Below are 16,334 nucleotides of genomic sequence, written 5' to 3'. Positions count from 1 at the left end.
TTGAAATGACCGACCAGACTACCCGCCTGCCGATCCGCCGCGCCTTGATCAGCGTTTCCGACAAGACCGGGATCCTCGAATTCGCCAAAGAGCTTGAAGCCCTGGGCGTCGAGATCCTCTCCACCGGCGGAACGTTCAAGCTGCTGCGCGACAACGGTGTTGCCGCAGTGGAAGTCGCGGATTACACCGGTTTCGCAGAAATGATGGACGGTCGGGTGAAAACCCTGCACCCGAAAATCCACGGCGGGATCCTCGGTCGTCGCGGTATCGATGACGCCATCATGAACGAGCACGGCATCAAGCCGATCGATCTGGTTGCGGTCAACCTGTACCCGTTCGAAGCCACCATCAACAAGCCAGGCTGCGACCTGCCGACCGCTATCGAAAACATCGACATCGGCGGCCCGACCATGGTCCGTTCGGCCGCAAAAAACCATAAAGATGTGGCCATCGTGGTCAACGCCAGCGACTACGCCAGCGTGCTGGAAAGCCTGAAGGCCGGCGGCCTGACCTACGCTCAGCGTTTCGACCTGATGCTCAAGGCCTTCGAACACACCGCCGCCTACGACGGCATGATCGCCAACTACATGGGCACCGTGAACCAGGCTGCCGAGACCCTCAGCACTGAAGGTCGCAGCGAGTTCCCGCGCACCTTCAACAGCCAGTTCGTCAAGGCCCAGGAAATGCGCTACGGCGAGAACCCGCACCAGAGCGCGGCGTTCTACGTTGAAGCCAAGCCTGCCGAAGTCGGCATCGCCACCGCGACCCAACTGCAAGGCAAAGAACTGTCGTACAACAACGTGGCCGACACCGACGCCGCGCTGGAATGCGTGAAAAGCTTCGTCAAACCGGCTTGCGTGATCGTCAAGCACGCCAACCCGTGCGGCGTTGCGGTCAGCCCGGACGCCGAAGGCGGCATTCGTCAGGCTTACGAACTGGCTTATGCCACCGACACTGAATCGGCATTCGGCGGCATCATCGCGTTCAACCGCGAACTGGATGCTGAAACCGCCAAGGCCATCGTCGAGCGTCAGTTCGTCGAAGTGATCATCGCCCCGTCCGTGAGCGAAGAAGCCCGCGCCATTGTGGCCGCCAAAGCCAACGTGCGCCTGCTGGCCTGCGGCGAATGGTCGGCGGATCGCGCCGCTGCCTGGGACTACAAGCGCGTCAACGGCGGCTTGCTGGTACAGAGCCGCGACATCGGCATGATCGGCAGCGAAGACCTGAAAGTCGTGACCAAACGAGCGCCGACCGAACAGGAAATCAACGACCTGATCTTCGCCTGGAAAGTCGCCAAGTACGTTAAATCCAACGCCATTGTCTACGCCAAGAACCGTCAGACCATCGGCGTCGGCGCTGGCCAGATGAGCCGTGTGAACTCTGCGCGTATCGCCGCGATCAAGGCTGAACACGCCGGTTTGCAGGTGGCAGGCTCGGTGATGGCCTCCGATGCGTTCTTCCCGTTCCGCGACGGCCTGGACAACGCGGCCAAGGTTGGCATTACCGCAGTGATCCAGCCGGGCGGCTCGATGCGTGATGCGGAAGTGATTGCTGCGGCTGATGAAGCCGGCATCGCCATGGTCTTCACCGGCATGCGCCACTTCCGTCACTGATACGACGATCAACTGTGGGAGCTGGCCTGCCAGCGATAGCATCCCCTCGGCTTAGCTGATAAACCGAGTTGTTTGCATCGCCGGCAGGCCAGCTCCCACAGAAAAGCGTCCCTGCGGCGCTCAACAGAATTAGCGTCATCCGAGGTTTTTGAAATGAATGTTTTGATCATTGGCAGCGGTGGCCGTGAACACGCACTGGCCTGGAAAGTGGCTCAGGATCCGCGTGTGCAGAAAGTGTTCGTTGCCCCGGGCAACGCCGGCACCGCCATTGAAGCCAAGTGCGAGAACGTCGCTATCGACGTGCTGGCCCTTGAGCAGCTGGCAGATTTTGCCGAGAAGAACGTTTCCCTGACCATCGTCGGTCCGGAAGTGCCGCTGGTCGCAGGCGTCGTCGATCTGTTCCGCTCCCGTGGCCTGGATTGCTTCGGTCCGACGGCCGGCGCTGCCCAGCTGGAAGGTTCGAAAGCCTTCACCAAGGATTTCCTGGCGCGCCACAAGATCCCGACCGCCGACTACCAGAACTTCACCGAGATCGAGCCGGCCCTGGCTTATCTGCGTGAAAAAGGCGCACCGATCGTGATCAAGGCCGACGGCCTGGCCGCCGGTAAAGGCGTGATCGTTGCCATGACCCTGGCCGAAGCCGAAGACGCCGTGCGCGACATGCTCGCGGGCAATGCGTTCGGCGACGCCGGTTCGCGCGTGGTGATTGAAGAGTTCCTCGACGGCGAAGAAGCCAGCTTCATCGTCATGGTCGACGGCAAGAACGTGCTGCCGATGGCCACCAGCCAGGACCACAAACGCGTCGGCGACGGCGACACCGGTCCGAACACCGGCGGCATGGGCGCTTACTCCCCTGCCCCGGTGGTCACCGCTGACGTCCATCAACGGGTCATGGACCTGGTGATCTGGCCGACCGTGCGCGGCATGGCCGATGAAGGCAATGTCTACACCGGTTTCCTGTATGCCGGCCTGATGATCGACAAGGCTGGTAACCCAAAAGTTATCGAGTTCAACTGCCGTTTCGGTGATCCTGAGACCCAACCGGTGATGCTGCGTTTGCAGTCGAGCCTGGTGTTGCTGGTCGAAGCGGCCCTGGCGCAAGCCCTGGACAAGGTCGAGGCGCAATGGGATCCACGTCCGAGCGTCGGCATTGTGTTGGCTGCGGGCGGTTATCCTGGCGACTACGCTAAAGGCGTTGCCATCAACGGTCTGGATGCAGCCGCGGCACTGGAAGGCAAAGTCTTCCACGCCGGCACGGCGCTCAAGGACGGTAACGTAGTAACGGCCGGTGGACGGGTGCTTTGCGCAACCGCCATGGGTGCCAGCGTTGATGCGGCACAGCAGCAGGCTTACAAACTGGCGGCAAAGATTGATTGGGAAGGCTGTTTCTATCGCAAGGACATTGGCTACCGTGCCATTGCCCGTGAGCGCGGCGAAAATCAGGAATAAGCGATCCGTTCGGCAGGGCTTGGGCTTCAGGCCCTTGCCGGACTGTTCCGGCGCCGCGCATAGTAATAATCTGGCATCAACCTACGAAGGGATTTCGCCGTGCGCTGGCTCAGGATTGCCATAGGTTTCACAGTCACGCTGTTGACCTTGCTCTGCATGCTACCGGCCCAGGCCGCGCAAGGCAGTGGCTGGGCGGTATTGCTTGACGAACAGGGCGACCTGCAGCTGAGCGACATCCGCTCGACTCGCTACACCAATCAATTCAGCCCCATCGAACTCGACCGCCTCACCGCAGCCGAGCCTGAAGGTGCCTTGTGGCTGCGTTTCAGGTTGGCGCCCGGCAAGCACGAGCAACTGCTGCGAGTGTTTGCCCCCGACCTGTCGCACCTCAATCTGTATGTGCTCGATGGCGACACGCTGATCGATCAATTGAACACTGGCACCGGGCAGCCCCAAGCTGACCGCCCCCTGCCCAGCAGCGATTTCATGTTGCCGCTGCCGCAAAGCGACAAACCCCTCGACGTCTACCTGCGGCTGGTGTCCGATCACCAGTTGCGGCCGTATATCACCCTGCAATCGGCGATCATGACCGCGGCCAATCAGAACCAGATGCTGATCTACGGCCTGCTGTTCGGTTGTATCGGCATGCTGATCCTGCACAACCTCGTCCGCTATGCCTACACCCGCTCGCGCAGCAGCCTCTGGCTGGCCGGATGCGAAGCCTTGTTGATGCTCAGCCTGTTGCTGTTGCTGAATCTGGCAGGGCCCTGGCTACCCAACTGGCACGCGGTGCAGACGCCCGGCGCGTATCTCGCCTTGCTGATGACGGCGCCGTGCGGCCTGATGTTCGCCTATCGTTTCTTCGCCCCGCTCGGCTCGCACCCGCTGAACAAGCTGTTGCTGGGCGACATTCTGTTCATCGTGGTCTGCGGCTTGCTGCTGTTGTTCGTCAACACGCTGCCGCTGAACATCATTACCTATGCCCTGGTCGCCCTGGCGGGCCTGAGCATGTTGTTCGTCGGCGCCTATCATTGGCAAAAAGGCTATCGCCCGGCGCGCCTGTTCGTGGCGGCGATGGTGGTGTTCAACATCGGCACGCTGATCATCCTGCCGGCGCTGTTGGGGCTGACCCTGGTCGCGCCTCAAGGCTTGATCATGACGCTGCTGGCGTTCATCTGCATCAGTGGCCTGTTGATGAGCATTGCGCTGGGCGAACGTCAACGCAGCATCACCGAAGACCGCTTCAGTGTCAGCCGCGACCTGGCGGCCAGCAATGCCGAGATCAACGCCAAGGCCGAATTCCTGGCGAAAATCAGCCACGAAATCCGCACCCCGATGAACGGCGTGCTGGGCATGACCGAGCTGTTGTTGGGCACGCCACTGTCGGTCAAGCAGCGTGACTACGTGCAGACCATCCACAGCGCCGGCAATGAACTGCTGACCCTGATCAACGAGATTCTCGACATCTCCAAGCTCGAGTCCGGGCAGATCGAACTGGACGACGTGCAGTTCGATCTCAACGCCTTGATCGAAGACTGCCTGAGCATCTTCCGCGCCAAGGCCGAACAGCAGAACGTCGAGCTGATCAGCTTCATCCAGCCGCAAGTGCCGCGTGTCATCAGCGGTGACCCGACGCGCCTGCGCCAGACCTTGCTGAGCCTGCTGGAAAACGCCCTGAAAAAAACCGACGAGGGCGAAATCCTGATCGTCGTCGCCCTCGACGAACGCAGCGCCAAACCGCGCCTGCGCATCGCCGTGCAGGACAGCGGCGTGCCGATGGAGGCCGAAGAACGCGACGCCCTGATGCACGCCGAACTGCACAGCAAACACTTCCTCTCGGCGACCAGCCTGGGCGGCAATCTGGGGCTGGTGATTGCCCGTCAGTTGATCCGCTTGATGCAAGGGGAGTTCGGTATCAAGAGCGGCGCCAACCAGGGCAGCACCTTGTGGCTGACCCTGCCCCTGGACCCTGATCGTCTCGAACACCCGACCTCCGACCTCGATGGGCCGCTGCAAGGTGCGCGGGTGCTGGTGGTGGACGATAACGACACCTGCCGCAAAGTGCTGGTGCAACAGTGCAGCGCCTGGGGCCTGAACGTCAGCGCCGTGCCATCCGGCAAAGAGGCTTTGGCGCTGCTGCGCACCAAGGCTCACCTGCGTGACTATTTCGACGTGGTCCTGCTGGACCAGAACATGCCCGGCATGACCGGCATGCAACTGGCGGCCAAGATCAAGGAAGACCCGAGCCTGAACCACGACATCCTGCTGATCATGCTCACCGGCATCAGCAACGCGCCGAGCAAGATCATCGCGCGCAATTCCGGGATCAAGCGCATCCTCGCCAAACCGGTGGCCGGCTACACCCTCAAGACCACCCTGGCCGACGAGCTGAACCAACGCAACAAGGGCCCGGCCGTCTCGCCGCACCTGCCCACAGGCCCGACACTTCCGGTCAAGGTCCCGAGTGATTTCCGTATCCTGGTGGCCGAGGACAACAATATCTCGACCAAGGTGATTCGCGGCATGCTCGGCAAGCTCAACCTGCAACCAGACACCGCCAGCAATGGCGAAGAAGCCTTGCAGGCGATGAAAGCCCAGCGTTACGACCTGGTCCTGATGGACTGTGAAATGCCGATCCTCGATGGCTTCTCTGCCACCCAGCAGTTACGTGCCTGGGAAGTCGGCAATCAGCGGATTCGCACCCCGGTGGTGGCATTGACCGCACACATCCTTGCCGAGCACAAAGAGCGCGCGCGCCAGGCCGGCATGGACGGGCACATGGCCAAACCGGTCGAGCTTTCGCAGTTGCGTGATTTGATTGAGCATTGGGTAGCGCAGCGAGATCAACAGAACCGGGTAGCCGTTAATACGCCCTGATCAGTCAGTGCAGTGCCGAGTGACAAAACCTCTTTCGTCAGCAGGCTTGCCTTACCACCCGGTATTTGACGAGGACACCACCCGTATCTGCTCCTCGCGAAAAGGAGCCACCGCCATCGCAATCCGTTCTCGCCACGAGTCAAAAGCAGCCGAATCCAGCACAGCTACACACCCTTTAAACTCGATTTCCCCAACGATGCCATCGGTTTGAAAGTTTTGCTCGATGATCGAGTTCGAAAGCGCTTCACGGGTAATGAAACTTACCGTCAGATAGATTAACCGAGCACCAGTCACAACAATTCCAACCTGCAACCGAACCGTGGTCAGTTTAGAGGCCGGATCCTCGGCTATCGAATAATGTCGAAGTAACGTACGAGCCAAGTGCTGCGGTGAAAGTCTGGACAGTTCGATAAACGCGCGATCAACAGCATCGACATATTCAGCGGAAAGAAAACGACGGACTTTGGACGCCACAACTAGGGCGATCTTTTGGGACAAGTGGTCTGGATCAGACCCGAACGAGCCTTCAAAGTCCTGAACACGCGACCAGCCGAATTGATTGAGCTGCGATCGATAAAACCCCCACCATTGCTCATACCCGACCAACCCAGGCTGCTTGGCTGCCGCAGCAAGCTGCATAAATAACGTTGAGTCCAGCAGATCAGCACGTACAGGCGCATCGAGTTCATGCGATAGAAGTAAAACGCTCCCACCATCAATATAAATGGCGTAATTAAAACCCAGCATAAAATTCACTTCCGGAATAAAAACCGGAGATAAATACCTCCGGCTTTATTGTTACTTACTGGCTAAAATGGCTTGAAATGCACGTTCATCAAGCTCGTCCAGATAGGCATTCACCGTCGCCTCCCTTGCACTAGGGTAATCTTCCTCATGAATGACCAAATACGCCGTATCCTGGTAAACCTCCACCTCGGAACTTTTCCATTCAAAGAACAGCACACCGCCATCCTTACCAGGCTCTTTGGAATAGTTGACTGCTGCGACAGCCATGTTGATGGAACCATCCTTGTCCTGTGCGCAGGATGCCATGCCAAAGCGACGGCCCTGATCTTTCTCTACAGAGCGATGGAAAAGATTGAGCGCCTTTTCATCCTGTTTAAGGGATCCAAGTGTGTCAGCGACAAGCGAGGGGATACCAACACCTCCAGCGACACCCTTCACTACGCCGCTAATAATATCGACCGCTACATTAGCCATGGTCAGACTTTGCGTCTTCTTTTCATACGCTTTCGACACCTGAACGACTTTAGCCCACTTCATCGTTGTAAGCACACTGATCAAAAACTGAAAACGTTGCTCGATCTGATGCTTGGCAGGGTACTTGTTAGTTGCCATGATTTCGGCAAACCGATAAGTATTGAGCGCGATTCGTTTGTTGCGCCGACTCATCCCGTCAAACATGCCAATGACGTTAGGGCCGTCGACAACCGCTTGAATATCGTCGAGATTGATAATGCTCGACCCAGAACGCGCGGAAAAACCGGCGACACGTAGCTTCGCCTTTGAAGCAGGGTAACTTTTTACCAAATCAGAAATAAACGCAACTTGTTCCGACTCAGTCAACACTTGAACTTCATTCACAATTCAACTTCCTGTTATTAATAAGAGCCAATCCAGCTCAAAGACAACACTACCCAATCCAACCTCGCGACTCAACTCGGAACACGTACAAATAATTACAACCACCCAACAACACACAAGCAACTCAACACAAACCCAACCCACTCGCTTGATGAGTTAGCCATGAGATAATAAATCGATAAATTCCTTATCCTCTAACTCGGTTATCGCGTCCTGCAGTTCCTTCCGGTTTTGCTCAATGACCCGCTGTCGAATGGTAAATTGTCGAACACGGATATCTAATTGTGCCATCGAATGCCCCACGCTCCAGAAGCCCGTCGACCAATCCAGTTTTAGCAGGCGAACATGGCTCAAAAATATCCCCAAGGCGCCGTCCGGCTCACGGTCGGCGGGCAATACTTCAAACTCGCCGGAGGCTCTTACTCTAGCGGCGAACGTTCCTTGCAACACTTCATCGCTCTGCAGCATGTTTAAAGCACTCTCAAGCGACGCAAGCTTGCTGCGCGCAACGCTGCTGGACATGACATCCAGATACGCACGCGTCACACTTCCAGAGAATTTTTTGTCAATCACCTGAACCAGGGGTTGATCAAGCCCCCAGCCGATAGACCACATTACCCCGGAGTAGTATTCGAACCAGTCAGCCGCCTGTTTGACGCTGTTGTATTTTTGGTCTGCCCGGGCTTTGGCGTATCGAATGCTGTTTTTGACGAACTGCCTGTCCTGACTCGACAGCTGAGCGCTTAAACCCAGCAAACTGTTGTGCAAAACCGCGGCGCCATTTTGCGGCGTAATGCCCTGAGTTTTTTCTTGTGATGCAAATTCCATTTTGATGCTCCTTTTTACATTCCATTGATTGATTTGAAGCTGCGCAGAATCTTCTCCTGCGATTGAAAAAACGCTTAACAACTCCACACCTGTTAGCCGACAGGCCCCGTAGTGCCTGATAGACTCCCCTGGACTTCCCTGACCCAAGAGCGACCACCATGCTCCACGTGTTGTTCAGCGTTTACCTGAAAATGCTGGTGCTTTACAGCCCGTTTTTCGTGTTGTCCTGCTTCATCAGCCTGACCCGCGGTTATTCACGCAAGGAACAGCGACGCCTGGCCTGGAAAGTGGCCACCGCCACCCTGGTGTCCAGCGTATTGCTGTACCTGTTCGGGCGAGTGATTTTCAGCGTCTTCGGCATTACCGTGGATGCATTCCGCATCGGCGCCGGCAGCGTGCTGTTCATCTCGGCGCTGGGCATGGCACAAGGCAAGTCGGCGGTGCAGACCGACAATGTGCAGCAGGACGTGACCATCGTCCCGCTGACTATTCCATTGACGGTCGGCCCCGGCACCATCGGTGCCTTGCTGGTGATGGGCGTGAGCCAACCGCATTGGGACGACAAACTCACAGCCATTCTCAGTATTGCCCTGGCCAGTTTTACGGTTGGCGTCGTCCTTTATCTGTCCAACCGCATCGAACGGATTCTGGGTGACCAGGGCCTGCAGATTGTCAGCCGATTGATGGGATTGTTTGTGTGCGCGCTGGCGGCACAGATTATCTTCACGGGCGTGAAAGGTTATCTGGTGCCGTAGCCCGCCAGCGAACACGTGTTCTAAATAGCCGGCTCTGCGATCACCTCGACCTGATAATTCGACATCAGCTCCGTTAACGTTGCACTGCCGGCAGCGCCCTTTTGCCTCAGCAACTCGCTCACTATTTGCGAAACCGCACACGATCGATAGCCATTGAGCGTAAGGAACACATCACCACGCAGCCCGACATCCTTTGAGCAAACGCCGCGAAAGATCAGGCTGTGCCCGCTGTCCAGGCCGTTCATCACCAAATGTTCTTCAACCAGGCTGACCCATAGCTGATCCATGACTGAGGCGTCCAGAATCAGTTTCCCCGGAATCAAGGGTGGACGCTCAAGCGGATAACGACAATCGACGATGACCGATTCAAGTTTCATCCAGGCCGCTCGGGTCAACCGGCTGGTCGTTGCCCCTTGCCCCATTTTGAGCACCAGGATGCTGACATCATCGGCAATCAACGGCAGAAGGTCGTTGGCAGTCTTCGGTCCCTCGACCACCAGCACTTCGGCATTTCGCTGGACATAGTCGAGCGGCCCGACCGAGCTATTCTGCGGATAGGTATGCAACAGACCATCCTCGCTTTCGTGCAGCATCACACTGGTTTGATTCCGGGTGCCCACCAGCGTGTATTGCGCCGTAATGGCGGCTTTAGGAATCCGGATCAATCGCCCGGTCCGGACCACATACCATTGAAGGCTCTCAGGGTCTTTGACGGACAGAAAATCGGCGCATCGATGTTCGTTCGCCAGCGCCGCCAACCCCTCACTCAATGGGCCCACCAATGTCGTGACCCAGCGGCTGTCCACACCCGTCATCTGCACCGGTTGGTTGTGCTGTAAATCCACTTCGATACCATCAAGCGTCGTTGCCCTCAGGCCCGCGCCCTCCGGCTTCACGTCGGAAAAGACCCAGGGCGCCCACTCCTGCACCGGGGCGGGCAATGCCTGCGGTTGCAAAAGCCTGGTGCCCTGGCCGAATGCAGCGTTCAAGTGTTTCGTATCGATAAAGCGCTGGCTGAAAATCTTGCCCGTAGAAAGATCGAACAACCAAGCGGCCTGATTGTCTGGGGCGATACTCAGCAACCGCACTTCTTTGCCATGGCCAAGATCCGCGAGCAACAGCCGATCCTCCAGGTACCAGGCGCACAAACCGGCGTCCCCGGTAAAGTTGGTCAACCCAACGAGGGCGAAACTCGACACCGGGTACTGCGTCGACACCGCTGGCAGGTCGGACCACCACCGGGCTCGATCCTTGAACCAGGTTTCGGTCAATCCGCCCAGGCGCAGAGACCCGTCCGGCGTCATATTGAAGAACAGGCCGGAATCGGTCAGGGCGAGATGCCCGTGCTCAACGGCGACAACATTTTTCAGTCCCGCGGGTGATATTTCTCTGGAAGACCATTGCACAAGCCCTTCGACCATCGACCTTTGCTGTCGCACAAGGCTGTTAATGTCCTTGTCATAAGTCACGAACACTTCGCCCTCGGCACCTGAGGGAGCTATCAGCAAAAGAGAGTTCAGGGCCTTGATCGAATCCTTCCATCCCCGCGCATGGTGACGCCGGGCAGCTGCACGGATGATCAACCCGTCAACATCGCGGACCCAGACCAGATCACGCTGTTTGTCTTCCAACTGCCAACAAATCGAAACCAGCGCACCGGGGCGCCAATTCACGGTATCGATGGAATTGGCCGGCAACACATAATTGCCCAGTACCTGCGTCCAGTCCGTCAGCGTGTCGACCTCCAAAGCAGCCTGCAAAGCAGGATCCTGACCGAGAGTGATCGAGCCGAGTATCACTGCACGCTCATGGATAAGGAAGGTCAGCTCATCGTGCCGGCCGTCGTTTGGAGTGGACTGCTGAACAACCTGAATGCCGCCGCTGGCCACAGCCTCACAGCGGACAATGTTCAACCCCTCTCTGACAAGCAAACGATAGCGTTGAACCAGCGTGCCGGTGATCGCGTCGACCTGCCAGACATCGAAACCGTCGGGGTGATAGAAATAGGCCGAGCCGTTGACCACGGCTCCCAGCACTGCCTCATCGGCCAACAGGACATTCGGGTCACGGATATACAGAAAACGGTCCTGAGCCGAGTCGTAATACGCGGCCACCGTCCTCGGTTCGTCCGGCTTTTCAAATGGCACCACAAAGTTGTGAACGGGGGTATAAGGCATCGCCAGTCGATGTTCACGGGCCAATGACTTGAAGTGATCCAGCAACGCTTGCTCCCCGAGCTGCGGATCGGCCTCTACTTCGACCACCTCCAGTTTCAGCGCAACAAGATCAACGCGCATGATTGTGTTCCCCGCAAGCTTGAGCAACACCTCGTGAACGCCGCTACCGGTGAACTTCACACCCAACGTAGCCGAAACGAGGCTACCCTCAGGGGCTACCAGAATGTCTGACTCCGCCATCCACGGAGCCTGCAGTACCCAGCGCATGGCTACGTGACCGGGCGCATTGAGCTCAACGTTCACCCCGGGATTGAGCAGCACGGAACAGTGGGCACCGGCCCCTTCTATCCGGTAGGAAATCAGGCCGTGCCATGACTTCGGCAGAGCCGGCACGACCAGCGAGCGTTTGATGTTGTCGAGACGAACCTTGAACACCGTGGGTTTGTAGACAGGGTTCAGCCGGTTGACCACGTACTCGCCGGGAAACGAGTAGAACGAAAACAGGAACTGCCATTGCCCCTGCTCATTCTTTTTCTCCAGCCGACGTGCCGTATCGAAGCCGCCGGCATGACGGAACGTGACAAACGGCAGCAGCTTGTACTCATAGCCGTACCAGGTTTTTGGGGTGCCGGGCAAAACGATCGGCTGCCCAGGCCGCGGTGAAAAAGACGCCGAGTCGGGTAAGCCAAGGCCGACACGAATATCGATGGCGCGGTTGTAATCCACATCGAAATCCGGAACCCCTAAATGGTCGCGAAGCGGGAACAGTTTCGGGCTGTCAAAACGGACTGTCGATGCGCGCAGATCAAGATCGGCGAAGACCAGCAGGGGATGCGCAATCCAGGCATTCGAGACCGTGTCCAGACGATAACCGCCCTGTAGATAAGCCTTTTCCAGCCCCTCAAAAAACAGGGCAACCTCTTTGGCTTCCCCGGCAATGGTGGCAAACCCTTCGGCCAGCGCAGCGACGCCCACCGCCAACCCACCCAGAATCACCCCGACACCGCCCAACACCGCAGACACAGTACCCGCGCCCGCCAATGCCGCACCCAGCCCGGCGGCACCCAACACGACGCTTGCGGAGTCGAACGCCAGTTGCGTCCCGAACTGCGCCTTTTCAATGTCATTGGTGGCATGGCTCAACTGGTAAATATCAAACCCGACATTCACCATCCCCAACACCGTACCGACGCCTTCATTGGCCACATGACCCAACGCCTTTTGTACCAACGGCGCACTGGTGCGGGCGATCAGCTTTTCATCGTCCAGTGCCTGACGCACCAGTGTCACCACACCAATCACATCCACTACGTTGCCGTGTACCAGCTGGGCGTAGTTGACGTAGGCATGCAAGCGAATGGCAGTGGTCAGGGCCTTGTCACCACCGCTGGCCGCGCCTTCATGATGGCGCAGTGCGTTCATCAAGGCTTGCACGGTGAAACCGGCATTGAGCGTATGGATGCTACCGGCGTCCGTGGGGTCAGGCGAGCCGACCGTCTCATGCGGTTGCGCTGCGAACGCATGGAAGGTGTCCGAGAGGTAGTTCTTGATCCTCAGGAACCGCGGATCCTCGGTGGTGACATGCACAAGGGTCTGCGCTGGATCGGTATCGACCAGACTGATTTTGTACTCGCCTGCCGGAGTGATCTCCAATGTCTCGAACAACGCAACGGCACCCGACGACAGTCCGTGTTGCTCCTGCAACTGGCGTGTTGCCTGCGCGATCTGTCCGCCCCACCAGTGGGCGTCCAGTTCCAGTAACGAACTGCCCAGCACCCCGTTATTGACCAGCGACTGCCCTCGCGCGCTGGCCAGTCGCTGCCTTGTCCGGGGCGCTTGTTCTGGCAGGCTGCCCGAGTCGGAAAGACTCGACACTCGGACACCCGATGACAGTACCTTTGCATTGAGTCGAGCGGCGTCGAGTTCAATCAAATCAAAGGTCGGACGAGCTGGCTCGCCGTAAGCAGCGTAAGGCCCTGCCATTTCTTGATGAACGAAAAAATGGGTCAACGCTGCGCTGAGCGCTTGAGCAGTATCGAACTCGAAAACGCCAAAATTCGGATCATAGAAATGAAAGGTACTGCGCTCGCCTACGAAACTTTTAGCCAGCAGCATCGAGTGGTTATCCGAGTTGAGCATCAACGTGCCGCTGCCGGTTTTCCTTTCAAGCGCCGTGATCACCTGTGCCAGATCGGAGCGCACCACCGGCCCGCCGAGCTCATGCACGTCGACATCGCGAAGCTCTTCGAGCGTACTGACGAATGCATTCGAATCGCGGCTCTCGGGTTCAATGACCGCCAGGTAAAACCGCTCACGAAGAATGTTGCCCGCATCGCGCCCCTTGCTGATCGCCGCCGCCATGGCCAATGCCAATGGGTAGCAACGCCCGGCGATCCGGTCACCGGTGCCCATCAGCAACAAGTCCTGTGGCACCAGCTTGAAGCTGCCTTGATCGAAGCTTTCCAACACGTCGGTCATGCGCTCGCTGATGCGGTCGCGGAATTCGAGTTTTGCCACCTGCTGAATCCGGGCGACCTGGCGCCCCCACTGCCGCAAGGTCAGAGATTGCTCCAACGCCTGTTTCTTCAGCTCGATACTGCTCTCGGACAACGCTACAGTGGGAATCGAGGCACTGGCCAGACCGGCAACGAACGTTGGGGGATTTTCTTTGAACAGCTCCCGCTCAATGGCTCCGTAACGGTGTGACACGCCCAGTTCAGACACGTTGTTGGCAAGGTTCTCCAGCCGTGCGCGAACCTGATCAAAGCTGCGTTGATCCATGGCTCGCGCCCCCAGTATCGAGCCGATCAGCAACCGTTGCCGGGGGTCAAGCTGCTCAACCTGCAAAGTCCCTCGGCCAATGCGGTGAAGCAACTCATCCAGAGGCAAATCCCCGGTGGCCGGCTCACCGACCAACGACGACGGTAGCGCGATCTCCTGCGCAAGGATGGATTGACGCTCGTCAAAACCCAGCGGCAACGGCTTGTCGAACGTCACCTCACCCGTGGTCCGCCGACTCATCGCTCGCCAAAAGGGTTCGCCAAGGTGGTGCGCCAGGGATTGCAGCAACTCGGTCGACAACACATGTCGACCTTCGATGATTGGCCAGCCTTGGTCGAAATGGATCGTCTGACTCTTTAACAACTGATCCACTTTACCTACGTAACGCGCTTTGAATTGTCCGGCCTCCCAACGTTTTTTTTCGTTCTTGAGCCATTCGACGGTGTCACTTTCGTTTTCTTTCCAGGAGTGATCCTGCTCCTCCTCGGTGGCAAGGTTCACCGTGGTGGTGGAGTCAATAGCCACGTCCGCACGCCAGGCAACCGCGGCACGAGGGGTGAAGTGCAGTTTGGCGTAATCCCCGAGCGCATCACGCATCGCGGCGGGCCCGGTCAGATAGATGGTCACTTCGCTTTGGGGGCGAATGCCGTCACTGTAGTAAGTCGCTGCGGCTTGAATCAAAAAAGTGAGGGCGATTTCTTCTTCCGGCGAAAGAACATCCAGCGGGCCAAATGTTCTCTCAACCACCTCCCGTGCAAAACCACTCATGGTCTCGGCATCGATCAACGCGATCTGGTTCTCGATGGCCAAGCGGGCCGTAGCGTCGACAATCTCATAGTTGAGTTTGTAGCGGTCGATCACGGCCCTCAACATTGTCGATCCGGGATGAGCCATGAGAAACGCATTACTCAGGCTGCTCCGCTCGGCAACCGCTCGCAGTCCATCCGGACGAACAAGGCGTTCTGAAGGCGTGCGAAAGACATTATTCAACTGTGGGCGACTTTTAGCGAAACGCTCCAGCGCCGGGCGATGTTCGACAGGAATGCGCCCAAAGTAATCGGTGTACTTGCTTCTTGATGCCTCACGACCCGGCATCCATTGCGGGTTTTTATCCAGCAACAACTGCATTATGCCCAGGCGCGCATCAGTGCCGAATTGACTGATATCCACATCACCCAGCTTCTCCAGAAGCGGTGGCAGGTTATCGACATCCGCATAGCTTCCGCCTTCGGCCATCAAGGCCTCAATGCGCACCACATCGGAGGCCGCAGCAAAGTTGCCTCGCAGACTGATTTCCCGTTGGTAAATGGCCTGCATGTGCAACGGTGTTTCATTCGCTGCAAGATCACGGAGTTCCACGCCGGCCTCGCCCATGGCCGAGAGACTCTGGCGATTCTTTTCCCACAACGCTTTCAAGGTCGTTTCATTCTGGCCATACCCACGGACCAGAAGATCAATTCGCGCCTCATCAGCGCTAACACCGCGCTCTACCGCTTTGTTGATATGGGCGAACATTTGTTGTTTGAGAACAATCGCCCGTTCCTCATACTTATCAACAAGATCAAGATACGATTCGCTGCCATGCCCGCCATTAACCATCGCATCGGCCTTGGCAGCCTCGACAATGATCCGGTTGGTCTCATAGGCCAGTAAGGCGTCGTTGTCGTACCAGAGTTTGACGGTATAGCCCTGCCCGGCCAGCACCTTGTTCCAGACATTGATGTAGTCGCGCTGGATAGCGCCGATGCCACCGCCAAGCCAGACGAAGTGTAGATTTTTCGGCACTTCGATGGCCGCGGCACTCAGCTGTTCAACGCTGCTGGACAGGCGTTCCTGAAAGCCTTCGACCCTGTTTCGGATCTCGGTCAGACCCGGAACAACGTCGCTTGGCTGTGCCGTTGGCCGTTCCATTTCCGCGGCGCGTCGACGCCGGCGTCCGGGTTCAACAAAAGACCCGAGGGCTTCGCGCAGCAAACTCAGCGGCGCAAGCATTCTCGGGAAATCGAGTACCGCGATACACGCGAAGTAATATCGAAATACCGCGTCGTATTCGTTTGTACCTTTATGTTCCTGTAACGCCTGTTCAAGCTCGGACAGTTTAAACAGATCAATAAAATTGACGTAGCCGTGCACGTGACGAGCTGCTTGCTCACCCATAAAGAGACTTCCCTGTAAAAATAAAAAATGACCGGCCGTTATAAAAGCGGCCTCAAGAGGAGGCCGCAAAACACTCACGGAAATGGCGTGTC

The 16,334-nt window shown here is 57.6% G+C and carries 8 protein-coding genes; 4 read left to right on the top strand and 4 right to left on the bottom strand.

The features are described 5' to 3' along the window. The first annotated feature begins 5 nt into the window (after window positions 1-5). From purH to ACA053_RS03075, 3 genes are all read left to right on the top strand, one after another. Window positions 6-1,613 (top strand): bifunctional phosphoribosylaminoimidazolecarboxamide formyltransferase/IMP cyclohydrolase, encoded by a 1,608-nt coding sequence (purH, locus tag ACA053_RS03085; protein ID WP_109627780.1) that lies wholly within the window; start codon window positions 6-8, stop codon window positions 1,611-1,613. A gap of 153 nt (window positions 1,614-1,766) precedes the next feature. After that, window positions 1,767-3,062 carry a phosphoribosylamine--glycine ligase gene (gene purD, locus ACA053_RS03080; protein WP_109627779.1) on the top strand — a complete coding sequence of 432 codons (1,296 nt, stop codon included), beginning with the start codon at window positions 1,767-1,769 and terminating at the stop codon, window positions 3,060-3,062. Window positions 3,063-3,161: 99 nt separating this feature from the next. Then, window positions 3,162-5,939, top strand: coding sequence for a hybrid sensor histidine kinase/response regulator (locus ACA053_RS03075; RefSeq protein ID WP_497394520.1), 2,778 nt, complete (start codon window positions 3,162-3,164; stop codon window positions 5,937-5,939). Window positions 5,940-5,990: 51 nt separating this feature from the next. Here ACA053_RS03075 and ACA053_RS03070 read toward each other — a convergent pair whose 3' ends face one another. From ACA053_RS03070 to ACA053_RS03060, 3 genes are all read right to left on the bottom strand, one after another. After that, window positions 5,991-6,686, bottom strand: coding sequence for a hypothetical protein (locus ACA053_RS03070; protein WP_497394519.1), 696 nt, complete (start codon window positions 6,684-6,686; stop codon window positions 5,991-5,993). A gap of 51 nt (window positions 6,687-6,737) precedes the next feature. After that, complete coding sequence (locus ACA053_RS03065) at window positions 6,738-7,544, bottom strand: hypothetical protein (protein ID WP_497394518.1); 807 nt, start codon at window positions 7,542-7,544, stop codon at window positions 6,738-6,740. A 156-nt stretch (window positions 7,545-7,700) separates the two neighbouring features. Further along, window positions 7,701-8,372, bottom strand: coding sequence for a hypothetical protein (locus ACA053_RS03060; RefSeq protein WP_497394517.1), 672 nt, complete (start codon window positions 8,370-8,372; stop codon window positions 7,701-7,703). Window positions 8,373-8,530: 158 nt separating this feature from the next. On the opposite strand from ACA053_RS03060, the gene ACA053_RS03055 reads away from it, so the two are divergent. After that, on the top strand, window positions 8,531-9,127 hold the full coding sequence (locus ACA053_RS03055) for a MarC family protein (RefSeq protein ID WP_007937197.1): 597 nt from the start codon (window positions 8,531-8,533) through the stop codon (window positions 9,125-9,127). A gap of 20 nt (window positions 9,128-9,147) precedes the next feature. Here ACA053_RS03055 and ACA053_RS03050 read toward each other — a convergent pair whose 3' ends face one another. Then, complete coding sequence (locus ACA053_RS03050; protein ID WP_497394516.1) at window positions 9,148-16,242, bottom strand: TcdA/TcdB pore-forming domain-containing protein; 7,095 nt, start codon at window positions 16,240-16,242, stop codon at window positions 9,148-9,150. Window positions 16,243-16,334 lie beyond the last annotated feature (92 nt).

The organism is Pseudomonas sp. LBUM1672, assembly GCF_059695655.1.
This window is presented reverse-complemented; position numbering and strand designations above follow the sequence as displayed.

Excerpts from the sequence above, each read along its gene's own strand:
- purD (WP_109627779.1), top strand. The coding sequence starts at position 1,767 with ATGAATGTTTTGATCATTGGCAGCGGTGGCCGTGAACACGCACTGGCC.
- purH (WP_109627780.1), top strand. The coding sequence starts at position 6 with ATGACCGACCAGACTACCCGCCTGCCGATCCGCCGCGCCTTGATCAGC.
- ACA053_RS03070 (WP_497394519.1), bottom strand. The coding sequence starts at position 6,686 with ATGCTGGGTTTTAATTACGCCATTTATATTGATGGTGGGAGCGTTTTA.
- ACA053_RS03050 (WP_497394516.1), bottom strand. The coding sequence starts at position 16,242 with ATGGGTGAGCAAGCAGCTCGTCACGTGCACGGCTACGTCAATTTTATT.
- ACA053_RS03055 (WP_007937197.1), top strand. The coding sequence starts at position 8,531 with ATGCTCCACGTGTTGTTCAGCGTTTACCTGAAAATGCTGGTGCTTTAC.
- ACA053_RS03060 (WP_497394517.1), bottom strand. The coding sequence starts at position 8,372 with ATGGAATTTGCATCACAAGAAAAAACTCAGGGCATTACGCCGCAAAAT.